This window comes from Roseivirga echinicomitans (assembly GCF_001592935.1).
Taxonomy (GTDB): Bacteria; Bacteroidota; Bacteroidia; order Cytophagales; family Cyclobacteriaceae; genus Roseivirga; species Roseivirga echinicomitans.
On record NZ_LRDB01000034.1, the window covers coordinates 1 to 23,105 of the forward strand.

21 protein-coding genes and 1 riboswitch are annotated in these 23,105 nt (G+C 41.1%); of the genes, 8 read left to right on the plus strand and 13 right to left on the minus strand.

Translation table 11 applies throughout. The features are described 5' to 3' along the window. Positions 1 to 628 precede the first annotated feature (628 nt). The 3 genes from AWN68_RS13240 to AWN68_RS13250 form a co-directional block, all read right to left on the minus strand. Positions 629 to 1,549, minus strand: coding sequence for a YeiH family protein (locus tag AWN68_RS13240; RefSeq protein ID WP_068416522.1), 921 nt, complete (start codon positions 1,547 to 1,549; stop codon positions 629 to 631). Positions 1,550 to 1,569: 20 nt separating this feature from the next. Further along, positions 1,570 to 2,748, minus strand: coding sequence for a threonine synthase (locus tag AWN68_RS13245; RefSeq protein ID WP_068416526.1), 1,179 nt, complete (start codon positions 2,746 to 2,748; stop codon positions 1,570 to 1,572). Between the two features lie 62 nt (positions 2,749 to 2,810). After that, complete coding sequence (locus tag AWN68_RS13250; RefSeq protein WP_068416529.1) at positions 2,811 to 3,707, minus strand: LysR substrate-binding domain-containing protein; 897 nt, start codon at positions 3,705 to 3,707, stop codon at positions 2,811 to 2,813. A 225-nt stretch (positions 3,708 to 3,932) separates the two neighbouring features. Next, a riboswitch (SAM riboswitch) is annotated at positions 3,933 to 4,050 on the plus strand. Between the two features lie 167 nt (positions 4,051 to 4,217). On the opposite strand from AWN68_RS13250, the gene AWN68_RS13255 reads away from it, so the two are divergent. The 4 genes from AWN68_RS13255 to AWN68_RS13270 all read left to right on the plus strand — a co-directional run bounded on the left by AWN68_RS13255 (position 4,218) and on the right by AWN68_RS13270 (position 9,245). Beyond that, on the plus strand, positions 4,218 to 5,282 hold the full coding sequence (locus tag AWN68_RS13255; RefSeq protein WP_068416532.1) for a homoserine O-acetyltransferase family protein: 1,065 nt from the start codon (positions 4,218 to 4,220) through the stop codon (positions 5,280 to 5,282). Next, entirely contained in the window at positions 5,269 to 6,543 is a 1,275-nt protein-coding gene (locus AWN68_RS13260; protein WP_084362867.1) for a homoserine dehydrogenase, read from the plus strand. The genes AWN68_RS13255 and AWN68_RS13260 overlap by 14 nt, the downstream gene beginning before the upstream one ends. A 131-nt stretch (positions 6,544 to 6,674) precedes the next feature. Next, positions 6,675 to 7,979, plus strand: coding sequence for an NADH:ubiquinone reductase (Na(+)-transporting) subunit F (gene nqrF / locus AWN68_RS13265; protein ID WP_068416535.1), 1,305 nt, complete (start codon positions 6,675 to 6,677; stop codon positions 7,977 to 7,979). A gap of 129 nt (positions 7,980 to 8,108) precedes the next feature. After that, positions 8,109 to 9,245 carry a formimidoylglutamase gene (locus AWN68_RS13270; RefSeq protein WP_068416538.1) on the plus strand — a complete coding sequence of 379 codons (1,137 nt, stop codon included), beginning with the start codon at positions 8,109 to 8,111 and terminating at the stop codon, positions 9,243 to 9,245. Between the two features lie 85 nt (positions 9,246 to 9,330). Here AWN68_RS13270 and AWN68_RS13275 read toward each other — a convergent pair whose 3' ends face one another. The 3 genes from AWN68_RS13275 to AWN68_RS13285 all read right to left on the minus strand — a co-directional run bounded on the left by AWN68_RS13275 (position 9,331) and on the right by AWN68_RS13285 (position 13,398). Continuing rightward, positions 9,331 to 10,530 carry a hypothetical protein gene (locus tag AWN68_RS13275; protein WP_068416540.1) on the minus strand — a complete coding sequence of 400 codons (1,200 nt, stop codon included), beginning with the start codon at positions 10,528 to 10,530 and terminating at the stop codon, positions 9,331 to 9,333. A 122-nt stretch (positions 10,531 to 10,652) separates the two neighbouring features. Beyond that, complete coding sequence (locus tag AWN68_RS13280) at positions 10,653 to 11,381, minus strand: LytR/AlgR family response regulator transcription factor (RefSeq protein WP_068416543.1); 729 nt, start codon at positions 11,379 to 11,381, stop codon at positions 10,653 to 10,655. Beyond that, a complete protein-coding gene (locus AWN68_RS13285; RefSeq protein ID WP_157716210.1) occupies positions 11,374 to 13,398 on the minus strand; it encodes a tetratricopeptide repeat-containing sensor histidine kinase in 2,025 nt (674 codons plus the stop codon). Before AWN68_RS13285 ends, AWN68_RS13280 begins: the two co-directional genes overlap by 8 nt. A 388-nt stretch (positions 13,399 to 13,786) precedes the next feature. On the opposite strand from AWN68_RS13285, the gene AWN68_RS13290 reads away from it, so the two are divergent. Continuing rightward, entirely contained in the window at positions 13,787 to 14,980 is a 1,194-nt protein-coding gene (locus tag AWN68_RS13290) for a CehA/McbA family metallohydrolase domain-containing protein (protein WP_068416547.1), read from the plus strand. On the opposite strand, the gene AWN68_RS13295 is transcribed toward AWN68_RS13290, so the two are convergent. The 7 genes from AWN68_RS13295 to AWN68_RS13325 are packed head-to-tail and all read right to left on the minus strand — an operon-like array spanning position 14,977 to position 21,421. Continuing rightward, positions 14,977 to 15,369: a hypothetical protein gene (locus AWN68_RS13295; protein WP_245658008.1), complete on the minus strand. Its 393-nt coding sequence runs from the start codon at positions 15,367 to 15,369 to the stop codon at positions 14,977 to 14,979. The two genes, AWN68_RS13290 and AWN68_RS13295, sit on opposite strands and share 4 nt — an antisense overlap. A 7-nt stretch (positions 15,370 to 15,376) precedes the next feature. Next, complete coding sequence (locus tag AWN68_RS13300) at positions 15,377 to 16,708, minus strand: DUF58 domain-containing protein (protein ID WP_068416553.1); 1,332 nt, start codon at positions 16,706 to 16,708, stop codon at positions 15,377 to 15,379. Further along, positions 16,708 to 17,685: an AAA family ATPase gene (locus AWN68_RS13305; protein WP_068416556.1), complete on the minus strand. Its 978-nt coding sequence runs from the start codon at positions 17,683 to 17,685 to the stop codon at positions 16,708 to 16,710. The genes AWN68_RS13300 and AWN68_RS13305 overlap by 1 nt, the downstream gene beginning before the upstream one ends. Positions 17,686 to 17,688: 3 nt before the next feature. Further along, positions 17,689 to 18,894: a DUF4350 domain-containing protein gene (locus AWN68_RS13310; protein ID WP_068416559.1), complete on the minus strand. Its 1,206-nt coding sequence runs from the start codon at positions 18,892 to 18,894 to the stop codon at positions 17,689 to 17,691. Then, positions 18,891 to 19,607 (minus strand): DUF4129 domain-containing protein, encoded by a 717-nt coding sequence (locus AWN68_RS13315; RefSeq protein WP_068416561.1) that lies wholly within the window; start codon positions 19,605 to 19,607, stop codon positions 18,891 to 18,893. Before AWN68_RS13315 ends, AWN68_RS13310 begins: the two co-directional genes overlap by 4 nt. Then, positions 19,591 to 20,493 (minus strand): hypothetical protein, encoded by a 903-nt coding sequence (locus AWN68_RS13320; RefSeq protein ID WP_068416563.1) that lies wholly within the window; start codon positions 20,491 to 20,493, stop codon positions 19,591 to 19,593. Before AWN68_RS13320 ends, AWN68_RS13315 begins: the two co-directional genes overlap by 17 nt. Beyond that, entirely contained in the window at positions 20,462 to 21,421 is a 960-nt protein-coding gene (locus tag AWN68_RS13325; RefSeq protein WP_317038923.1) for a stage II sporulation protein M, read from the minus strand. Before AWN68_RS13325 ends, AWN68_RS13320 begins: the two co-directional genes overlap by 32 nt. 62 nt (positions 21,422 to 21,483) lie before the next feature. On the opposite strand from AWN68_RS13325, the gene AWN68_RS13330 reads away from it, so the two are divergent. Genes AWN68_RS13330 through AWN68_RS13340 form a run of 3 tightly spaced genes read left to right on the plus strand, consistent with a single transcriptional unit; the run spans position 21,484 to position 23,039 of the window. Beyond that, positions 21,484 to 22,194: an RDD family protein gene (locus AWN68_RS13330; RefSeq protein WP_068416568.1), complete on the plus strand. Its 711-nt coding sequence runs from the start codon at positions 21,484 to 21,486 to the stop codon at positions 22,192 to 22,194. A 1-nt stretch (position 22,195) separates the two neighbouring features. Continuing rightward, positions 22,196 to 22,813, plus strand: coding sequence for a hypothetical protein (locus AWN68_RS13335; RefSeq protein WP_068416570.1), 618 nt, complete (start codon positions 22,196 to 22,198; stop codon positions 22,811 to 22,813). Beyond that, positions 22,803 to 23,039: a cytochrome b5 domain-containing protein gene (locus AWN68_RS13340; protein WP_068416572.1), complete on the plus strand. Its 237-nt coding sequence runs from the start codon at positions 22,803 to 22,805 to the stop codon at positions 23,037 to 23,039. The genes AWN68_RS13335 and AWN68_RS13340 overlap by 11 nt, the downstream gene beginning before the upstream one ends. Positions 23,040 to 23,105 lie beyond the last annotated feature (66 nt).

Sequence of the window (23,105 nt, forward strand, 5' to 3'; positions counted from 1 at the left end):
GCGGGCTCAAACTTACCACCAAACCATTCCCCTCTATTAAGAGGGGTTAGGGGAGTGTTGTGTCAACCAATTTCAGGACGTGACCCCTCCTTTCTTTTCCTGACCGCGAGACTTCGGGGAAGGATCTAAACTTCCCAATTCATAATTCTATTTCTAGTTCCTTCGTACCTCAGGATGAAAAGCAGTGTGCACACAATTAGATTGACATTAGTTTTCAGCTTACCACTTTAATAAATGTGCGGGCTCAAACTTACCACCAAACCATTCCCCTCTATTAAGAGGGGTTAGGGGAGTGTTGTGTCAACCAATTTCAGGACGTGACCCCTCCTTTCTTTTCCTGACCTCGAGACACCGGGGAAGTATCTAAATTTCTCGATTCATGATTCTATTTCTAGTTCCTTCGTTCCTCAGGATGAAAAGCAGTGTGCACACAACTAGATTAGAGATTAGTTTTCGCCTTACCAGTTTTTAATAAATGAGCAGGCTCACTATAACCGCCAAACCATTCCCCTCTATTAAGAGGGGTTAGGGGAGTGTTATGTAAACCTATTTCAGGATGAGGCACAATCTCGTATACAAAATCACACTTCGCGCACCTTACCGTACTCTGCGGTTCACTCTCTCCAACTCAATAAAAAGCCAAGATCAAAGCGGCTGAAGCTACACCCACAAATATCCAAAGGGCAATTCCATATACCAAAGGTTTATAGCCCACTACTTTAAATTCCTTGAGGGTCAAGCTCGTTCCCATTAAAAATAGCACCAGTGACATCAGTGATTTTGAAAAAGTAAACATGCTTAATGTTAGTGCTTTGGGCAGCGGAAGAAAGGTTGAAATGACCATGGCAAGTATAAAGAAAAGCACGAACCAAGGAAATTTAAATTGCTTTTTATCTTTGGTGAAAACGGCCATTCCAAGCATCAATGGGATAATCCACAATACTCTCACCAGTTTGGCAGTTGTAGCCAACTCCAAAGCTTCTTTGCCATATACTGAAGCAGCTCCCACTACCGAACTGGTATCGTGAATAGCTACGGCACACCATAGCCCGAATTGATGTTGTGTCATGTGCATAAAAGCCCCGAGGCTAGGGAAAATAAAAACGGCCACGGCATTCAGTACAAAAACCACCGCCAAAGCGGAAGAAATTTCTCGGGTAGAAGCATTGATCACAGGCGCCATTGAAGCAATGGCGCTCCCTCCGCAAATGGCAGTTCCGGAGGAGATTAAGAAAGACATTTTCTTATCTAGGTTAAATCGTTTTGTCAGTAACAAGCCCAACCCCAACACAGCAACAACAGAAAGCGCTGTCAACGTAAACCCTTCTGAACCTGCAGCAATGGCTTTATCCACCGCAATGCCAAAACCCAATGCTACCACCGCAATTTGCAGCAACCATTTTGTGATCTTTGGCACTTGGTTAAAACCGACATCCCCTATTATGCTCCCGAAAATAAGCCCCATGATTAAGGCTATCGGTGCATTAATTGCAGGCAAAAGGCATAGCGCAGCCAGGCCTAAAAAAAGGCTTCGTTTAAACGTCAACATAGCAAGGGTTTGAAAAAAGGTTAGTTCAAATTCTCTAAGTATTTGTAACCACTGCCCGTATTGATCATCAGTATTTTTTCGGAGCGAGAAATTTCTCCACTAGCGATAAGTTTCGGGATTGCTTTCCAAAGTGCAGCTCCTTCAGGCGCTACCAGCACCCCTTCATGCTTTGCCATTTCCTTCACGCCATCAATCATCTCTTGCTCAGAAACAGTCACCGAAGTACCGCCCGACTCTTTCACCACACGGTGAATCATATCCTGACCGAATGCCACAGGCACAGCCAAACCATTGGCCAAAGACTCTGTGTATTCAGAAATATCTTTGGTAATTCCATTCAGTGAATCAACCACGGGAGAACAATTGGCGGCCTGCACCACAATCATCCTCGGTAATTTCGTGTCAGCACTTAACCAACCTAAATCAATCATTTCATGGAAAGCTTTCCAGATCCCGAGTAGGCCTGTGCCTCCACCAGTTGGGTACAAAATCACATCTGGCAATTGCCAATTCATTTGTTCGGCAATTTCATAACCCATGGTTTTCTTACCCTCTAGTCGGTAAGGTTCCTTTAAGGTGGAAATATTGAAAGCGCCTTGCTCCTTCTCGATTTTAGCCGCCAAAGCGCCACATTGATTGATCAAACCCTTTACTAAAATCAACTCAGCTCCGTAATACTGGCATTCCTCTTGAAAGATTTTCGGGGTATGGCTCGGCATAATCACGGTGGCTTTTATTCCTGCAGAAGCGCAATAGGCCGCCATTGCCCCACCTGCATTTCCCGCAGTGGGAACCACGCATTTTTCCACTCCTAATTCTTTGGCTTTGGAAACCGCCATACTCAAACCTCGCGCCTTGAAAGAACCCGTTGGATTGAGTGATTCATCTTTCATTTGAAGATCATTCAACTCTAATTGAGCAGCCAGTCGCTTGAGTGGTAATATGGGAGTCATTCCTTCGCCAAGTGAAACAATGTTGGCGTCACCCAAAACAGGCAACATTTCGCGATAGCGCCACATGGTTGGTTTTCTGTCTTTAAGGTCAGAAGTATCTAAGGACTCGGTGGCATGATATTGTACGACCAATGGCTTGTTGCAGCAAGTGGCAAAAGTCTGCAATTCATGAAGGGAGTATGATTTTTTACATTTGGAGCATTCCAAATGACTGGCGAGCGATGTTTGTGTTTTGGTGAAGTTCATGATGCAAAAGTGCATCGCTTATCATAACCAATCAAATGATTAAAAGTAACCCATTATAACTACTAGTTATAACTAAACTTCGCTTCCTTGATAAAAGCCTTGGTCACGTCCGTCATGGTTTCACCTGTTCTGGTCACAAAGTTGAAACTGCGTTCTACGGCCAGGCCAAGAATATTTACTTCGGTAAGTAAGCCCAAAGCCACTTCACGTTTTATCGCCAAAGGCGAAAGGAAACCTACAGCGGTGTCTTCCACCAAAAAATTCTTAAGTACTTCGGTACCGCCCAATCGTACTTTTATGTTTAGGTCGGAGGACTTAATATTTAACTGCGCCATTTTTCTCGACCAAGCAGACAAAGTTCCTGAGCCCACTTCGCGTAGGGCCAAAGGAATTTCCTTTAGCTCTTTCATCGAAATTTCACGCCCAGCATAAGGGCTATGCGTGGAACAAATCGGAATGATTCTATCGGCCATAAAGAAGTCGTAATGAAGTCCACTGGCCTCATGCTTGTCTTCTACCACGGCCAAATCAATTTCTTCATTGGTCAGCGCCTTAAGAATGTTCTCCGTATTTCGATTGACCAAAGTGATTTTCACCAATGGCCATTTTTTTCGGAACGAAGAAAGCACCTTGGGCAAAACATACAGAGAAAGCGTGGTACTGGCACCTATCCTCAGTTCGCCTTTTGCCGTCAACTGACTTTTGATGATGTCCATATCTGACTCCATGCGTTTCTGTATATGCTTGGCTTCGCGCAAATAACTCAGCATCTTTTCACCCTGGGGGGTTAAAAACACAGCATTACCCTTGCGCTGAAAAAGAGGCACTTCCATTTCTCCTTCCAGTTTTTTTATCTGTTTGCTTACAGCAGGCTGTGAGATACAAAGAATTTCCGCGGCTTTAGAAAAGCTCAAGTGACTGGCCACGGTATAAAAGACTTCGTGCGAAATGGATAACATAGGCCGCAATATACAGGATTGATGGAAAGAAGACACGAAACATTTCCTCCTCAAATTTGATATTCTGACCTATCATAACACCACAGAAAGAGACATTTTTTCAATTGAAACTGTACTATCAGATTATTTTTTTCATCATCTATTTTGAAATTCGTAAAACGGCTTGTACGTTTGCAGCCACAAGTCGAGAATTTTTGATTTGGCATCAGCCAGATTTCAAGAATCGATTTATACAGAAGCGTGGAGAGATAGGCTCTATGAAGCGCTAGCAACCATCCAAAGAGGAAAGGTGCTAATTCCTAATCCCAATTTTGCCAAGTAGGCATTCGGGAGAATATAAATTTGACAGTTATGCAAACCTATTTATCCTTTGTGGACAAGCGTCCGCTCAATACCGTACCCTCAAAGCCAGGGTCAATTCTTCATGTCCTAATTTGTTGTTTGATTACAGCCTAATTCTGAATTTCTCAGAATCCATTGCTGCTGTTCTACATCCAAAATTCTTGTGCCATGACTACATCATTTCCATTTACTCAAACTTCTATACAAGTGAGCGATTCGTTACACTACTATCGTCATTCAGGCGAATTCCGTCTGGAATCTGGCGAGGTTCTCAATGACATTCAGATTGCCTACCAAACCTTTGGTGAGCTTAATTCAGACAAAAGTAATGTCGTTTGGGTTTGCCATGCCCTAACGGCAAATGCAGATCCAACGCAATGGTGGCCCGGTTTGATTGGCTATAATTACTTAATCAACCCCGAAGAACATTTCATTGTCTGTGCGAATATTTTAGGCGCCTGCTCTGGCACCACAGGCCCTAGAGACTTCGACCCAAAAACAGGAGAAAGATACCTTTCCAACTTCCCGAATATCACCATTCGTGATCAGGTAAAGGCTCATATGCTTTTGAGGAAACACTTGGAGATTGAGCGCATTCATTTGGCCATGGGAGGATCTACCGGAGGTCAACAAATTCTGGAATGGGCGATTGAAGAACCTATTTTCGATAAACTATTCGTAATTGCCTCTTCGGCACAAAGCAGCCCTTGGGGTAAAGCCATTCGCGCTGCGCAACGCATGGCCATCGAAGCCGATCAGTCATTTTATTCCAATTCGGCCAACGGGGGGAAGAAAGGAATGGAAGCCGCTAGGGCCATGGCGCTACTGTCTTACCGTACACCAAACACATTCAATCAAAGCCAGAAAGATGACAACGAAGCGCTCGACAATTATAAAGCGGAGAGTTATCAGCGTTACCAAGGGTTAAAGCTAAGCCATCGTTTTGATGCACACAGCTATTATGTTTTGGGGAAAGCCATGGACACGCACAATGTGGGGCGCGGAAGAGGGGGCGTTCAAAAAGCATTGGCTACTATAGAGGCAGAAACATTAATCATTGGCATTGAAGGTGACATTCTTTTCCCACTAGAAGACCAGCAAACTATAGCGGAGCATTTACCGAATTCAACATTCAAAATCATTCAATCCGATTATGGCCATGACGGCTTCTTAATCGAAACTCAAAAAATATCTGAAATACTAAAACCATTCTTAAGTAATGAGAGCAATTAAAATAGGCCTTTTCGGCTTTGGCTGTGTAGGACAAGGCCTCTATCAAACCATCAATAATTCGAAAAACTTTGAAGGTGAGATCGTGAAAATTTGCGTGAAAGACCGTCATAAAACACGAAGCCTTCCAGAGGGGATTTTCACTTATAACAAGGAAGAAATTCTAAATGACCCTTCGATTGATGTGATTGTTGAACTGATTGACAATGCGGAAGCTGCCCTAGAAATTGTAACGACTGCTTTAAAAAATGGCAAGTCGGTGGTAACAGCCAACAAAAAAATGGTAGCTGAAAATCTTGAATACCTTATTGATTTACAACAGAAAACTGGAAAGGGAATTTTGTACGAAGGTGCGGTTTGTGGCAGTATTCCCATCATTAGAACTTTGGAAGAATACTTTGGGCATGAACCATTGAATGAAATCAAAGGCATATTTAACGGCTCTACCAATTACATTCTGACCAAGATTTTTGACGAACGCTTAGATTACGCTCAAGCTTTAGAAGAAGCCAAAGAAAAAGGCTTTGCCGAAAGCGATCCTACGCTAGATGTAAAGGGCTTCGACCCGAAATTTAAGCTGAGCATATTACTGACGCATGCTTTTGGAATCAACGTGTCTCCTGATAAGATTGCTAATTTGGGCATTGATCATTTACAGCCAAGTGATTTAGAGTTTGCGCGAAAGCACGGTTATAGAATTAAGCTGATTGCTCAAGCTTCGCGAAAAAACGATGAAGTATTCGCTTGTGTTTTACCTCAGTTTATAAAGGAAAACCATAACCTTAGAAATGTAAATAACGAGTTCAACGCTGTTACACTGAACGGTGAATTTTGTGACGATCAGTTATTTATAGGAAAAGGTGCTGGTAGCTTACCCACTGGCGCAGCGGTACTTTCCGATATCTCAGCTTTGAGTTACGATTACAAATACGAATACAAAAAGCACTACAATCAAGGCAAGGTACATTTCAGTAGCGAAAACGCTGTAACAGTCTATGTAAGTTTCGAAAAACCAGAGCATATTGACCTAAACGAGTTCGAGGCTGTTTCTGAAAAATTCTTCTGCTTCGATAGAAGTTATGTGATCGGTAAAATCAAACTTTCGAAACTACTTCAATCTAAATGGGTTTATAACTCTAAAATCAGTGTTATACAATTCGACAATGAAACCGAAATTTCGGAGGAATTAGACCTTAGCGCACTGGAAAACGAGATTTTAGAATTGAGAAAGGGACAAAAACTGAGAGAAAAAATCAGCGTTTAAGCAGTAACTTTTAAATGCACGGTTTTTTTACTGAATCCTTCTCCATTTTAATCTTTAGTCAATATATTTGTAGCCATTACGGGAGGTCGATTTTCGGTCTTTCTAATTGTTGATTTAAAAGAGATTATTTAATGTCTTCAGTAATTATCACTTCGGTAGTCGCATTTTCGGCTGTAATCCTATTGCTTGTATTAATTTTGCTTTATGCACAATCTAAGCTTGTTCAGTCAGGAGATGTAAAAATCATCGTTAACGGTGATGAGGCGAACCCTATTATTACTTCCGCAGGAAGTACACTTTTAAATACCCTTTCTGGACAGAAAGTATTTCTTCCATCCGCTTGTGGTGGTGGTGGTACTTGCGCCATGTGTAAATGTACCATCAACGAAGGAGGAGGCGATGTGCTTCCAACCGAAGTGGGTCACCTTAGCCGTGCCGAGCAAAAAGAAGGCGTTCGTCTTTCTTGCCAAGTAAAGGTGAAGAACGACATGCGTATTGAAATACCAGAAGAAATCTTCGGTATTAAGAAATGGGAATGTGAGGTGGTTTCAAACTATAACGTGGCCTCATTTATTAAAGAATTTGTAGTGAGATTGCCTGAAGGCGAACACTTAGAATTTGAAGCTGGTGGTTATATTCAGATAGATGTTCCTCCTGTCGTTTGTGATTTCAAAACGATTAATATCGAGCCACATCCAAGTGACCCAGAAGGAGCAGATAAATTCAAAGGGGATTGGGATAAATTCCAACTTTGGGATCTGAAAATGGTGAACGAAGAAGAAATCTTCCGTGCCTACTCAATGGCCAACCACCCTGCCGAAGGAAACATTATCATGTTGAACATTCGTATTGCTACTCCACCTTGGGACAGAGCAAACAACAAATGGATGGATGTTAACCCTGGTATTTGTTCTTCTTATGTATTTACAAGAAACCCTGGTGATAAAGTAACGATTTCAGGCCCTTATGGTGAATTCTTCATCAAGCCTACCGATGCAGAAATGCTTTATGTTGGTGGTGGTGCAGGTATGGCGCCAATGAGATCTCATTTATTCCACCTTTTCCACACCTTGAAAACAGGAAGAAAAGTATCTTACTGGTATGGTGGACGTTCTAAAAGAGAGCTTTTCTACCTAGAAGATTTCCAAAAAATTGAAAAGGAATTCCCGAACTTCAGTTTCTACCTTGTGCTTTCTGAGCCAATGCCAGAAGACAATTGGGTGACCAAAAAAGATATAAACGACAAAGAAGGCGATGGTTTCTTAGGTTTTGTTCACCAAGCGGTGATCGACCAATACTTGAGCAAGCATGATTCTCCAGAAGATATCGAGTTTTACTTCTGTGGACCTCCAATGATGAACGCAGCGGTAATCAAAATGTGCGATGACTGGGGTGTTCCTCCAGAAAACGTAGCATTTGATGACTTTGGAGGTTAATTAACCCCAAGCCTAAAATATAGAAACCGCTCGATGAGCGGTTTTTTTTATGTCCTAACATTTTCATTCCACTTTCCCGAATAGACTAAAATCACCTATCTTTAATTTTCTGAACTAGGTACACACTGAATGAATCTTAAACTCTTTTTTAGCCCCGTAGATATTTCTGAAGAATTGCCAGCCAACAGTGTAGGTCATTCTGTTCAATCTTCGGGCAGTGACAATTTTGATATTACTCAATGTGACATTGCCCTTGTGGGTTTAACAGACAACCGAGGCACTGGAGAAGCAGAAGGGGAAAGTGATGGCGTAGATAAAATTAGAGCCAATTTTTTTCAGCTAAAGAAAGGGGCTGGAAATTATAGAATTGCAGATTTAGGTAATTTAAAAAGCGGAGAAAGCCTTGAAGACACGAACGATAGACTGAGAGAAGTTTGTGAGTTTTTACTCCGACATAAGATCCTTCCTTTGATTATTGGCGGATCGCATGACCTTAGTTTTGGACAGTTTCAAGCCTATGAATCTTTACCCGAACTGATTACACTATTGAATGTAGATGCCACATTAGACCTAGAGCCAAAGGGTGATGAGAATGCTACTTTCTTAGACAAAATACTGACCTACACTCCAAATTACCTGTTCTCTTATAATCATTTGGCGCATCAGAGCTACTTGGTGGGGCAAGATCATTTGGGCGTGTTAGACAAGCTCTATTTCGAAGCCATGCGATTGGGCGAGTTGCGTGAAAATTTCCAAGAAGCCGAACCGCTGGTGCGGATGGCCAACATGATGACTTTTGACATCACCGCGATTCGCAGTGCCGATGCCCCTGCCAACCCAAATGCCCAGCCCTTTGGATTAACAGGCGAAGAAGCTTGCCGACTTTGTTGGTATGCTGGAATGAATGAGAAATTAAGTTCGATCAGCATTTCTGGTTTCAGCCCAAGTTTAGACGACCAACATGGCAAAACCGCTACGGTAATTGCCACCATGCTCTGGTACTTTGTAGAAGGCTTCTATAACCGAAAAGACAGCGGAAAATTCGAGTCCAGCGAATATACACGCTATGTGGTTTCGCAAGAAGGCACGGATGACACTTTGGTTTTCTATAAAAGTAAATCGACCGATAAGTGGTGGATGCTCGTTACTTTCGGCAATAAGCACAGTCAGAAAGCTTACCTTCCTTGTAGCTATAAAGACTACACCAACGCTACCCATGGAGAATTACCTGAGCGATGGATTAGGGCGCAAGCCAAGTTGATATAATTTAAACCCCTCCACCATCCAGAAGGGGTTTTGGTCATTGCTTTGACAAGCACTAACCCACACTATTTATCGTATAAATGATGCTTTAGTGAGTAGCAAAGTAGTTTTTAACATATTCCTTTGCCGCTGACGATTTCATATATCCTCCTGCAGGTGAAATACCTTTTGGTGGGATTGGGGCTGCTTCTAGCTTGGTAAAAACCGTTTCATACATTCCCTTCTCATATTCCAATAGCTTACCGTCTTCTACATACCATTCATAAACGCTGATTTCACTGGCGATCCATGGAATATTACCACTGTTTCGAACAACCTTGGTATAATGTTCAATCTGAGTATCCATGTATAGGCCGGTGGTTTGCGCATCAACTGGAGGAAAAAGTGCGAAGTGAATTTCATCAAAGCCACTGTAACTCATTTGATCCCAATAATCAAATCCTGGACGTTCGTAATTGTTATATAGATGCGCCACAACTATACCATTGTATTCAACCTTGACAGTATTTAGTATTTTTGTCTTAACATCATTAGCGAAAGCCAAAACTGCTGCCTCACTACTATTAGAAAGGAACCCACCATCATGAATGCCCCCCACTTCGGCAATGAATAATTCAAACTCAAGAGGCCATGGAATATACTTTTCCGCCTTCATCAACTCTGCCGCTTTGGCTTCAGCAACCTTTTCTGGCAAAAACCTGTTCTCGAACCAAGTATAGAATTGGGCCTGTGTAGTAAACTTGTCTATTTCTTGATCTGGTGGGTAGAAATGTACATACGTATTATAGAGGCCAAGACTCTTCTCATATAAATAAAGCACAGTGTTTGCCCTTAATTTAGCATCGAGAATCTCAAGCGGATATGGAATCGGGATACGGCTTCCATCAGCCAATGAAAACGGTGGCACATCATTAAAAGTGGATACTCCTCCTTCGACTCCGAAGTAGCCAACTAAAGAACTACTATATTCCAGCACTTGGGGCATCCAGTTCCTCGCAGTATCAAATGGCCCTTCCTCTCCCGGTAGCCCCGACCAGCTTAGAACCCTCTTTTCATATGATGGCAACGTTAACCTTTTGGCCGGACCTGTAAATCGTTCTAGTTCTTCCCAAGTGGGGATATAGTTCATGAGATTTAGAGTGGCAGATTTCAAAGAAGTCGTGTCCGAGAAGAAAATTTCTTCTCCTTCTTCTTCTGGATCTTGAGGTTTTTCATCTGGATCATTAGAACAGGCGAAGCCTGAAACCATTAAGGCCAACAGTAGATACACTTTTATTGACTTTTTCATTTTGGATGGGTTTAAATTTCTACCATCAAAATAGGGGAATGACTAAATCAGATGTCTGTCATTGTAAGCCAATGTGCGGATTTTGTAAGTTAACGTACTGATTTGATAAGGTGAAGGAAGGATCAGAGTCTTCTGAGTTGCTTGTATAGCTCTTCTTTAAATGTACGGCCAACCGGTATTTCCTTACCTCCTTGTACCAAAATTACCTGCTCCTTTTCGTGAATGCTTTCAATTTGATGCTTATTGACGGCAAATGCCCGATGGCTTTGTACGAAAGAATCCGAATTCAATTCGCTCAGCATGGCCTTTAAGGTATGTCTCGAAACCAGTTGATGCTCTGAAGTAACCAGTTTACAGTAGTTATCCCCAGCCGATTCAATCCATAAAACATCTTTGATCTGGATCTTCTGAAGTCGATTTCCGGATTTAATAAATACTGCACCATCACTTGTGGTCGCTTCACCTTGAACTTCGTTCACCGGTTTGGCAGCCAATGCCAAAGTAATGGCTGCTTTTAGGTTATCGGTTTGAATAGGCTTGATCAAATAAGAAACTGGGTCTGTTTCGGCAGCTTCTTTAATAGTCGCTTCATCATTAAAGGTGGTAGTGAAAATCACTGGAATGTCTCTTTCTGCCTTTAGTGCTTTGGTGAGGGTAATACCATTGTGTTTACCTGGCAAAGAAATATCCATGAGTACTACATCAGGCTTCGCCTTAAGAATTGCAGCAAGGGCCAAATCGGCATTCTCACATTCGCCCGCCAGTTGAAAGCCTGCTTCTTCCACACTTAGTTTTGTATTCTCCGCGTGGAGCAATTGATCCTCAACAACAAAAACACGAATGTTAGACATGGTTTAAAGATATAGAAAAGACAGTGCCTTCACCTTCCCTGCTTTCAAGTTTAATATCGCCTCCATTCATTTTGGTAAATTCATATACTAAATTGAGCCCAAGCCCTGTCCCTTTTTCGTTCTGAGTCCCTCTTCTAATTTTCTCTTCCCCAATCTTAAAAATATTCTCAAGCAGGTTCTCAGGAATACCAATGCCAGTATCTTTCACTTTCAGCACTAAGCGAGTTCCTTTCTTTTTGGTGGAAATTTTCACTTCACCCTGCTCAGTGAATTTTAAGGCATTCGCAATTAAGTTTCTGAGGATCACAAAAAAACTGCCCTTATCAACGATGATGAACTGATCGGTAGCAACCTCTGAATAGAGTTTTATCCCTTTTGCCAAGGCCAATGGCTCGTAGGTTTCAATGAGTTCTTCTACGACAGCAGCTACATTGACCCTCTCAGGTTTGGGCGCATAGCCCTGCAGTTGATCCACCGACCATTGCAGTAGATTATCTAACAAATGACCGAGGTTGTTGGCGTTGTTATCAATTTCCGCAGTTACTTTTCCAACTTTATCTGTATCATTTTTAGCAATAAAGTGTTTTAAGAGCCTACCCGCACCTTGGAATGCGGTAATGTGTCCTCTTAAATCATGGGAAACAATAGCGAAAAATCGATCCTTTGTTTTATTCAGCGTTTCCAGTTCATCGTTTTTAGCCCTCAGTTCTTTACGGTTCTGAGCAATCTTTCGGTAGAAATAAACAATAAGTAAAAGGACGACAACAGCACTCAGCAAAAGGGCAATGAGTAATTTCTTATCCGAGCTTGCCTTTGCCAGTTGCAGTGACTTTAATGCTGTCTCCTGATTAAGTTGCTCTATTTCTATCTCGCGTTTATCCGCTTCATAAAGTGCGCTCAATCGTTCAATTTGCTCTGCCCGTTCCAACGCATAAATCTCCTTGTTTACATCTTCGTGCAGCAAAGAATAATCATAAGCTCTTTTATAATCTCCCATTGCAGAATACACTTCCCGTAGATTATTATAACTTCCAGAAGTCACTTCATTGGCCTCCAGCCTTAAGCCCAATTCCAAAGCTTTTTTAGATATTTCTAGTGCCTTTGTCAGCTCTTTAGTTTTAATATAGCCTAAGCCTAAATACATCATTCCCAAACCTTCCGAAAGCTCATTGCCTAATTGTTTGTTAACATCGATAGACCTTAGCGCATAGGTTACAGTCTGAGGTCCGTTTTCAAGCTCAGCATACACCAACGATAGATTATTGTATATTTTTCCTAATGAAAAAAGGTCATTTTGAGCGGTAAAAGCTCCTTCCGCTTCTTTTAAATAAAGTAGTGCCGACTCATATTTACGCTGGGAAATCAGTAAACTGGCCAAGCTTGACCTCGCCTTGGCTGCGTTGGAAACGTCTTCGGCCTTTACCGCTTCTTCCAAGGCCATTGCATAGTACTCATTCGCACGAAGGGTGTCGGACTGGCTTTCATATGTGATTCCAATATTAAGTAGCGTGGAGGCCAAATCAACCTCGGCCGCGGTGGCCTCTCCTCTTCGAATAAGCTCTTCCTTCATGCGAGCAGATTTGATGAAATTATCCGAGGACTTTAAAAAATCCCCAGCGTACAAATAAGTGAGGCCAATGTTGTTATAGCTGTAGGCAATATTCATGGAATCCCCTGCTTCAAGATGTATTTTCAGCATTTCATCCATATATAAAACGGCCGTTTCATAATCTCCTTTAATGGTGTAGGCAATGCCTAGATAATTATTTCCTGTAAGTACATCTTTTTCTATATTCCGCTTTTGCGCAATGCTTTTCACCTGCTCCGCAAAATAAATTGCCGAATCCACTTTGGTATACACATATTGTGCAAAAAGGCGCTTGGCAAGGTTAGAACGAATCGTATCGTTGTTTTGCTTAAAAAACTCGGATCTCAAACTATCAGTAACGGTCTGGGACATTACAGTTCCTGTCCAGAAAAAACACGAGAAAAGGAGTAGTTTAAAAAGTATCTTCATAATAGCCATGCCATACCTAAAGTAAGCATTTTGACCATAAAAAATGAAAAAGCTCTTTACACCGTCTGTGAAAGAGCTTTTTGCTGGGTCATTAAAATAAAAATGGTATTTTCTTCATTGCTCAACTGATAGTTTCGCAATGTTGTTTGAATGTACTACGGATTAATGAGTGAATACCCTACCCCATTTTTATAATTATTCAATATTTTTATAGTAATCGATTGTTTTGTTATTTAAAAACAGATCACCCTATAATTTCATATATCACGCTGAGTTAAATACTTATACTGACTCCTGATATTCAAAAATTCACGATTTGATGATCTAAGGGTTTAGTGACTTAAAACTTAAATGCGTAATTTTCAATAGAATCTAAACCACTAAAGCCATGACTATCAGACATATTATCGGACTATTTTTATTCCTTAGTATTATCAGTTGCGAACAGGAGGAAGAAGCCAATTGGCTCAAAGGAAATTTGCATACCCACACCTATTGGAGCGATGGCGATGGTTTTCCAGAAATGGTTTTGGATTGGTACAAAAGCAACGACTACCAGTTTATTGCACTTTCCGAACATAACATTATTGCCAGAACCGAAAAGTGGAAGAAGCTTCCGAAAAGCATGATCTATCAACAAGCTTTTGAAGATTACTTGAAGAAATACGGAGAAGATTGGGTGGAATATAAAGAGGACAGCACTGGCATTAGCGTAAAGCTAAAAACCGAAACTGAATACAAACCATTGTTTGAGGAGGATGGTAAATTTGCCATTATTACGGCACAAGAAATTACCGATGGCTATGGTGGAAAACCATTGCATATGAATGCTACTAATGTTCAGGAGCTCATTCAGCCAAGACACGGAAACAGCGTAGCCGAAACGATGCAAAACAATATTGATGCGGTATTGGAGCAAAGAGAAGCCACAGGCGAACCCATTATGCCCCACATTAACCATCCCAATTTTGGCTGGGCAGTTACCGTGGAAGACATGAAATCGCTTCGCGGGGAGCGCTTCTTCGAAGTGTTTAATGGCCACCCTCAAGTGCATAATTATGGAGATTCTACCAGAATGGGCATGGAGGAAATGTGGGATCAAATCAACATTGCCTATTTGAATAGAAATCAACCTTTGATGTATGGCATTGCTACAGACGACAGTCATAATTACCATTTGTTTGGTGGGCAGTACAGCAACAGCGGCCGTGGCTGGGTAATGGTAAACAGCAAATCCCTTGACGCTAAATCCATTATTGAAACCATGGAGGCTGGAAATTTCTACGCTTCAACTGGAGTCACCTTGGCTTCTTTAGAACAAGATGAAAATGAAATCGAATTGGAAGTTAAGGCAGAAGCTGGCGTAAGCTATACCATCGAGTTTATTGGGGTAAGAAAAGGAAGCGATAAAAGCGAAGTATTCGAAACAGTGAATGGAACTAAAGCCTCTTTTGAACTGACCAAAGAAATGCTCTTTGTCAGGGCAAGAGTTCGCTCTTCAAAAATTAAAGAAAACCCATTTCAAGAAGGTGATTATGAAATGGCATGGTCGCAGCCAATTTCAGACCGACATAAAGACTAATTTCTCCTTTCAAACACAACCAATCCCGAGGCGTTCTTCTCATATTCAGCAATGTAGAAGCCATTAAACTCGGCTGAAAAATTCACATCACCTCCACTTACATTTGTTGGCGTAGGGCTGCCTTCAGGGAAGAAGTAGACTTTAGTATTACCGAACTTGGTGTGAAGCATATAATTACCATAAGCTTCCATTTCAGCATTTTCAACATCGGCCACGGTAACAATATACACCCGAACCACTGGCCCAGTATTGTTTTCATTTCGGTAAAAGGCCACTTCAGTAAAACCACCTTTGAGGTCGGAAACGGAAGGCTGGCTAAATGACTGCCATAGCATAATAGCCACCAAAACGCCAATTACTAAAATCATCGCAGTCCTGTACTTTCGCATTTCCATATCAGATCAATCCTCTAGATTTCAGTTCAAGGTACTTGTTAATGGTGTTAACGCTCAACTCTTTTGGAGGCGTTAAAATGGTATGAATTCCGTGGGCCTGAAGCTCTTTCATAATCAGCTTCTTTTCATAGGCCAATTGTTCTGCAATCCCTTTCGTATACACCCCTTCCAAAGAATCCGCTTTGGTTTCAATGAGTTCCTTCACCTCCGTATTCTCAAAGAAAATGCACACCAGTAAATGCTGCTGATTGATTTTTCTGAGGTACAGCAATTGCCTTTGCAAGGAAGAAAGCGAAGCAAAATTAGTGTAGAGTAGAATAAGACTTCGCTGCGTTACCTTTCGTTTTAAGGAAATATAGAGCTGCGAAAAATCACTTTCCTTATAGGCTGTTTTCTGCTTATACAGATGCTCTAATATCAAATTCAGCTGCATATTTCTCGAAGAAGCAGGCAAAACGGAATTCACTTTATGCTGAAAGGTGACTAAACCAGCCTTGTCTCCCTTTTTCAGAGCAATGTTCGAAATCACCAAACTCGCGTTAATCGCATAATCCAGTAAGCTCATCCCTTCGAATGGCATCTGCATCATTCGGCCTTTATCAATGACCGAATATACTTGCTGTGAACGCTCCTCCTGAAATTGATTGATCATCAGTTCCGACCTTCTGGCCGACGCTTTCCAGTTGATTTTTCGGTAATCATCTCCAGCCACATAGTTTTTGATTTGCTCAAATTCCATGTTATTCCCAATGCGCCTGATTTTCTTGATACCACTCTGCTGCAGCTGGTTCGAAATAGCAAGTAATTCGTACTTCCGCATTTGAATGAAAGAAGGGTATACTGAAACCGCTTTGGGCTGCCCCAATTGAAACCTTCGTTTCACAATGCCCAGCTTGGTAAACACAAAAGCGTTAATGATTCCAAATTCGTATTCACCGCGTTTTACGGGACGAAGGGAATAGTTAATATTCTTGACTTCTCCGGGTTTTAAAGTCAGGTCAAATTGCTGGTTTCTGATCTGAAATTGTACAGGCAACTCATCAAAAACCTGAATAAATACTTGTTGCTGAAACCGGTGTTCTAGAATAATCTGAAGAGCATTTTCATCTCCGTTAGAGAACTTATCGGCCAAGATTCTTTCCGCCACCAATGGGCTTTTTTGCTTATACAAAAGCAGGGTATCGAGCACTAGCAGCACCAAAGCCAGGTAGAACAGCGTTTCTGCTATAGCGGCTACTGCTGGAATAGCAAAGCCGACCATAAACAAAAACACCAAAGCCCCTGCTAAGGCAAAAAAACGATTGGTGAGATAAAAAGACTTGATGTAATTCATTAACGCGGCACTTCAGTTTTAGCGACCAGCTGATTAATTACTTCCTCAGCCGAAACACCTTCCATTTCCTTTTCAGGCGTAAGAATAATTCTATGGGTGAGTACAGGAGAGGCCAAGAATTTAATATCCTCAGGCGTTACAAAATCACGTCCTTGAATGGCTGCAAAAGCCCTTGCACCATTGAGCAAAGCCAAAGAAGCACGAGGCGAAGCACCTAAATAAATAGAGTGGTCATGACGTGTTTGACTCACAATTTCAGCAATGTATCTGAGGAGTTTTTCATCTACTACTATCTCGTTCAAAGTAGAACGATACTCCGCAATATCTTGGGCATTAAGCACTTTAGAAATCTCATCCATTTGGCCGCCTTTTCTGGCTGCATGGCGAGTTAAGATTTCTGTTTCTTCATCGAGTGAAGGATATCCAATTTCAATTTTGAATAAAAAACGATCGAGTTGCGCTTCTGGCAATCGGTAAGTTCCTTCTTGCTCAATTGGGTTTTGAGTGGCCAAAACGATGTATGGCGCTTCCATTTTATGTGTGGTTCCATCTATAGAAACCTGACGTTCTTCCATCACTTCAAAAAGCGCGGCCTGCGTTTTGGCTGGGGCTCGGTTAATTTCATCAATCAGCACAATATTCGAGAAGATTGGGCCTTTTCTAAACTCGAACTCCGAAGTTTTTACGTTGAAAATTGAGGTACCAAGCACATCCGATGGCATAAGGTCGGGCGTAAACTGAACCCTAGAAAAATCCACATCGATGCTTTTCGCCACCAGTTTAGAAGCCAGCGTTTTGGCTACTCCTGGCACACCTTCTAAAAGAATATGACCATCAGCCAGTATTGCGGTTAAAATCAAATCGACCATCTTTTTCTGGCCCACTATCACTTTACCAATCTCCTCTCGGATTTGCGCTACACCTGCTTTCAGTTTTGTCAGGTCGACCCTGTTTTCGAATGTATCTTGATTTTCCATATGCTATGCTATTCCGTAAAATTCGTTCATTAATTTTTCCATCATCAGAAGTTCACCTTCCTCGATCATATTATTCGCTTCTGCTCGCTCAATTAACTCCACTAGAGCGAAGACAGTAGTTTTTTCAGCACCAGATTTTCTTGTGAGTTCTAGCTTAAAAGGCTCATCTAACTTATCTGTCCTGAGCGTGTAATGACTGCGTACATAGTCCTTCCAGAACAGAATTCTTTTTTGCGCCAAATTCTTATGGTTTTTCTGGTTGTGATAAAGCTGTCCCAATGTATTGACAAATTCGAGCGTTGCATTTTTCACCGGAGGAATCACTGCTATGATGCGTTGTCTTCTTTTCGATTCAAACAAAAGGAAAATGAATACAGTGGCCAACAGAATGTAAATGGCCCATCTTAACGCAGGGTAGCTCAGTAAAGCTCTAATTTCAGAACGAGACTCTAGTTTACCCATTTGGTAATATTCCACATGCACTAGACTTTCTTCTTCTGGAAAAAGGCTCAGTAGAGAAGATGCATAAGCCGAAGTTTCTTCCTGTAACACAAAATAGTTTGTGAAAGCCAGTGGCATCGTGCTCAAGTATAAATCACCTTGACCACTATTGTATTTAATCAGAACAGGTTTACCATCTTCGCGCCAAGCCATTTCGGTAATACTGTCGCTTTCTACTTTAGAAAAATAAGCTACCGTAGCCAAACTGGGAAAAATGAAAGTCTTCTCATTTCCATTTGGCTGGGCAAATCGCACCCTCGTTTTAGTTTCTTCTGCTAGTTCATTTACTATTTGAGTAAAATCGGCAGGGTTCAATCGTTGCTCCAAATATGTTTCAAAATGCAAACTGTCTTCAAGACGATTCGAAAAATCTTGTGCTGCTAAGAAAACGGCATGCCCTTTTTCAACATGGGTTAAGAGTGAAGAGAAGTCATTTTCATCCAACACCAATTCGCTGGATAAAACTAAAAGGTTATCCTCTATCTCTTCTTGCTCCACCAACTCGTACATGGTTTTAAAACTAGAGGGGGCTTCTTGTTGATCGAAAAGGTCTTTGAGCAAATCATGGGTAGCCAAAGTCCCAAAAGGAATGCGGTCGCGGTGATGAAAAGTGACAGTCCAATCCTCGGGTGTGGGCTTCTGCATCTCATACACCACATAAATGGTAATAATGGCAATAAAGAATATCAGGTACTTCTTGTCTTTCATTTCTTTGAAGACTTTAAAGACCCAATACTTTCTAAGTGTGTTTTCGCCTTTGTAACCATCGTTTCGTTCGCCTCAAAATGGCCGTACCAAGTGTAATCAAAAAGAAAGCTAAGGCTAGCGAAATCCTGTTCTATGCTGTGACCAGATAATTCGTAAAGGTATTCATGGTTAGTTTTACCCTTTCTAATGGCGATCAGATTGGCGTCTGAAATTCTTTTCAAGGCATAGAGGTAAGTTAATCGTACTGCGATTCTCCATTGTGCCTGATTAATGGCCAGTTGAATTTCGCCTTCAAAATCAATATCATTCAAAGCTTCTTCATCTACCTGATAAGGTTTTGCTTCTGATTTGGCCTTCTTAAAAAGGGTTGTGGGTTGAATGCCCGTAAGCTTGATAATAAAAAACACAAAAGCAGCTATAAGCAAAGCATAGAAAAGAATCTCTAATACTCCACTTGTAATTGCAGAACCAAATAAACTATTGAACCACCCTACAATTCTATCCCAAAGTCGTTCCAAAAAGCCCTTTGGTTTGGCCTTATACACTTCGTATTGAAAGCGCTTGTCGCCTCTATATTCATCCAGTTTTTCGGCATCAAAACTCCTTATCTCAGTTTGTGGAGATTGAATAGACCAAGCTGCCGAAGCAGAGAAACCCGCCAAAGCAAATTGAAGTGTCAGAATTAAGAATAATAGATTAATATGTCTCTTCATCCTCCACATTTCCGGCATCATCCATTTGCTCAATTCTAGACATCAAGCCTCTAGATTCTCTTCTTTCTACCAAATTAAAATACTGAAAAGCCAAAGCTAAAAAGCTGATGGAATAAGTAAGAACAGCACCAAAAGTTTCTAGAACTGAAAAGAGGATACTCAGTGGGTTACTCCCAAAATTTGACTCATCTAGACTGCTCAAATCACCTGATTCTTGAACAGAAGTGAATACATCTCCAAAAACCAGAAGGGTTCTAGGAAGGCTAAACAGCATATTGATTACATAGCCAATAATTCCGGTCACAAACAATAAGCCCAAAGTACTCCACCATTTATCTTTAATCAGTTTAAAGGCCCTTCCAAAAGCATCGATGGGGTTATTGTCTTCAAAAACTATAATGGCAGAACCTAAAGACAAAACTACACCTAAATAAACACCAGGGATGACAAAAAAGAACATACCAATAACAACCACGATAGCAGTCAGCACATTAAACACCAGCAAATTGAATATTTTCGAGAGCAAGTTTTTGGTGACATCGGGTATGCGAATTTCAGAAGGGGCTTTATGTTGATAGGCCTTCATATAGCCATATGCGACTGCAGGCAAAACTGCCGATGTGACCACTGCTGAAATCATCACCAAACCATATAAGCTGAACATATTTATGATCATATCGGGTGTAAACCCTCCTTCTCCAAAATTGAACACCCCTAAAGAAAGCTGGCTCATCAGAATATTAGAAATCAGAAGGATCGGACCAGAAATAAGCAATTGAGCTCTGAGGTAAGGCCATGCGTTTTCGCGAAGGAAAACAAAAGTCATGTTCAGCTTGTCTCCAAACTGGCGCTTTTTATAAAATTCTATCTGCGGTGTATAGCCCATTTTTAAATAATTTTCGAGGGTAAATAATTATGTAATAAACCATAAAAAGCAAGGATCCTAAAATGATCGTTGCTTTTAAGGCATTTGGCATTCCGAACAAACGAGTCACGAACGACTCCAGAAAACCCGCTATAATAAACATTGGAATCAAACCCAAAACCACTTTCGCTCCTATTAAGGCTCCTTTCTTCAATGATTCAAGTCGAGAATAAGTCCCCGGAAACAATAATGAGTTGCCCATAATGAGCCCAGCCCCACCTGCCATTACTATAGATATAATTTCTATGGTTCCATGAATCCAAATCGTAAGTACCGAAGTAAGTAAAAGGCCTTTTTGGTAAAAGAAGTATTGGAAGGAACCCAGCATTACTCCGTTCTTGAAAAGCATAAATCCTGTTCCAACTGAAGCTAAAATACCCGCTGCAAAGGCCATAAATGATACTCGAATGTTATTGAAGGTAATGGCAAAAAACATATCTGTCTGCCCCATAGAATCATAAATACCAAGGGGTTTACCACTTTCAATATTCACCAAGGTTCTATTCACATAGTTATCACCCAATATTAACCTTACGAAAGTATCGTCTTGCGCTGCGGAAAACGCTCCGATAATGCTCGACAGCAAGAAGATGATTAATGAATAGCCAAAGGCTTTACGGTGAAGCCAGAATATTTCGGGCAGTTCTACTTGCCAAAACCTTACAAATCGGCCTGAACTCTGTTTTTTATTCTTATAGATGTATTGGTGAACTTTTGTGGAAAGGTTATTCAGGTAAACAGTAATATCACTTTTCGGGTAATGCGTTTTAGCGTAGGCCAGATCGTCCGTCAGCTGAATAAACAAAGTCGCAAGCCCGTCAGGGTCTTTTCTGGCTTTGGAGGAAATTTGCCTTTCGAACTCTTCCCATTTACTTATATTTGCTTTCACGAAAGCGGATTCCCTCATCTTTGATTCGTATTTAAGTCAAAAATTATTCAATAATAGTTCTTATGCAAGCGGTAAGCATTCAAACCTCACAAAACATTCAATTAGAGTACCCGCTAGCCGGTATTGGCGATAGAATATTAGCTTTTGTTATAGATGCGGTAATCATCCTGAGTTTTATCTTTATCACCAATATAATATTAGGCGCCTCTGGTATATCGATGAGTGTCGCGATGAATGTAATGCTTAGCATTGTTGCTTATTTGTATAGGCTCGTATCAGAAGTGTTTTTCAATGGCCAAACCGTAGGTAAAAAGGCCTTACACATTAAAGTAGTGAAATTAGACGGAAGCGTTCCATCATTCAGTGCCTATTTCCTAAGATGGCTTATGGAACCCATTGATTTCTTCATTATGGGACTTGGGATAGTCTTCATTATTTTGAGCAAAAATGGGCAGCGTGTTGGCGACCTTTTGGCAGGTACTACGGTAGTCAAGATGAAGAAAATCACGGCTACAAATGTCAGAAATAAAGTGATCATGGAAACGGTAGATGAAAATTATGTACCGAAAATACCAGAAGCCGCACAGCTAGCGGACAATGAAATTCGTTTGATTAAAGACGCTTTATCGGTTTTTAGAGATGGCGCCAAACAAAAGCCTCTACTACTTATAGAAGAAAAACTTAAAGAGAAATACAACATACAAAGCGACATGCCCACTGTGAAATTCATGTATACGCTACTTAGGGATCACACTTATTATATGACAAAGTAGAATGCTGAAAGCTGCTTTTTATATACTGACAATCTCCTTCTTCTTCAATACCGTTTCGTTATCCCAAACCGAATCGACTTTCCCAAAAACCTATTCCGAGGAAGAGTATACTCCTTTACTGGATTCACTTAGACAGGCTTACGGTGAAAAAATAAGCTATAAAAACAGTGAGCAAATAGAGTTGGCTACACTATTGGCCATAAGTCATTATCCTTTTCTGCAAAACCGGAAGGTTAAAGTGATCATAAGAAAAGTAAAGGGCGCTCCTGTGGAAGCCAGCTTTTCTCCTCTTAATGTGGTTACACCTGCCAGATCTAAGGTTTACAAAATCATAATTAAGGAGAATTCTTTTATGGAAAGACTTTCTCTCAACAAACAAGTGGCCGCATTAGGACACGAAATGGCGCATTTTATTCAGTATGAAGAAAGAGGCTATTTTGGCACTCTGTTCGGGCTGTTGCGCTATGTTTCTTCCGACAAATACCGCATCAAGTTTGAGAAAACTGCTGACAAAATTGCCATGGACCATGGCCTTGGCCCCCAAATGCTGGAGTTTGCCTTCTATACATCCAAGGAAGATATTCAAAACTATATGAACCAAATGGGCTATGGAAATTAAAAACTATACGCGCGCCCAGTTGGCACTAAGAAATGGCCAAGACCGACCTGAAATATGGGTAGCCTATCAAGGGCGAATCTATGATGTAACCACTTCAAAGCTTTGGAGGAAAGGAATGCACTATGAACACTGGGCTGGTCAAGATTTAACCCATGAGCTTCCCGATGCCCCACATACTGAAAAGGTATTTGAAAAATTTGCTGTCATAGGAATCCTCGTTTCTTAATTCTGTCCGATTCATCAAAATCCTGTGCTATAAGTGATCGTTTTATGTACGTTTTTAGTACACATT

Coding starts and splice junctions, on each gene's coding strand:
- AWN68_RS13330 (WP_068416568.1), top strand. CDS start 21,484: ATGCAAGCGGTAAGCATTCAAACCTCACAAAACATTCAATTAGAGTAC.
- AWN68_RS13305 (WP_068416556.1), bottom strand. CDS start 17,685: ATGGAAAATCAAGATACATTCGAAAACAGGGTCGACCTGACAAAACTG.
- AWN68_RS13315 (WP_068416561.1), bottom strand. CDS start 19,607: ATGAAGAGACATATTAATCTATTATTCTTAATTCTGACACTTCAATTT.
- AWN68_RS13290 (WP_068416547.1), top strand. CDS start 13,787: ATGACTATCAGACATATTATCGGACTATTTTTATTCCTTAGTATTATC.
- AWN68_RS13260 (WP_084362867.1), top strand. CDS start 5,269: ATGAGAGCAATTAAAATAGGCCTTTTCGGCTTTGGCTGTGTAGGACAA.
- AWN68_RS13255 (WP_068416532.1), top strand. CDS start 4,218: ATGACTACATCATTTCCATTTACTCAAACTTCTATACAAGTGAGCGAT.
- AWN68_RS13320 (WP_068416563.1), bottom strand. CDS start 20,493: ATGGGCTATACACCGCAGATAGAATTTTATAAAAAGCGCCAGTTTGGA.
- AWN68_RS13300 (WP_068416553.1), bottom strand. CDS start 16,708: ATGAATTACATCAAGTCTTTTTATCTCACCAATCGTTTTTTTGCCTTA.
- AWN68_RS13335 (WP_068416570.1), top strand. CDS start 22,196: ATGCTGAAAGCTGCTTTTTATATACTGACAATCTCCTTCTTCTTCAAT.
- AWN68_RS13280 (WP_068416543.1), bottom strand. CDS start 11,381: ATGTCTAACATTCGTGTTTTTGTTGTTGAGGATCAATTGCTCCACGCG.
- AWN68_RS13250 (WP_068416529.1), bottom strand. CDS start 3,707: ATGTTATCCATTTCGCACGAAGTCTTTTATACCGTGGCCAGTCACTTG.
- AWN68_RS13270 (WP_068416538.1), top strand. CDS start 8,109: ATGAATCTTAAACTCTTTTTTAGCCCCGTAGATATTTCTGAAGAATTG.
- AWN68_RS13245 (WP_068416526.1), bottom strand. CDS start 2,748: ATGAACTTCACCAAAACACAAACATCGCTCGCCAGTCATTTGGAATGC.
- AWN68_RS13240 (WP_068416522.1), bottom strand. CDS start 1,549: ATGTTGACGTTTAAACGAAGCCTTTTTTTAGGCCTGGCTGCGCTATGC.
- AWN68_RS13310 (WP_068416559.1), bottom strand. CDS start 18,894: ATGAAAGACAAGAAGTACCTGATATTCTTTATTGCCATTATTACCATT.
- AWN68_RS13275 (WP_068416540.1), bottom strand. CDS start 10,530: ATGAAAAAGTCAATAAAAGTGTATCTACTGTTGGCCTTAATGGTTTCA.
- nqrF (WP_068416535.1), top strand. CDS start 6,675: ATGTCTTCAGTAATTATCACTTCGGTAGTCGCATTTTCGGCTGTAATC.
- AWN68_RS13285 (WP_157716210.1), bottom strand. CDS start 13,398: ATGAAGATACTTTTTAAACTACTCCTTTTCTCGTGTTTTTTCTGGACA.
- AWN68_RS13295 (WP_245658008.1), bottom strand. CDS start 15,369: ATGCGAAAGTACAGGACTGCGATGATTTTAGTAATTGGCGTTTTGGTG.
- AWN68_RS13340 (WP_068416572.1), top strand. CDS start 22,803: ATGGAAATTAAAAACTATACGCGCGCCCAGTTGGCACTAAGAAATGGC.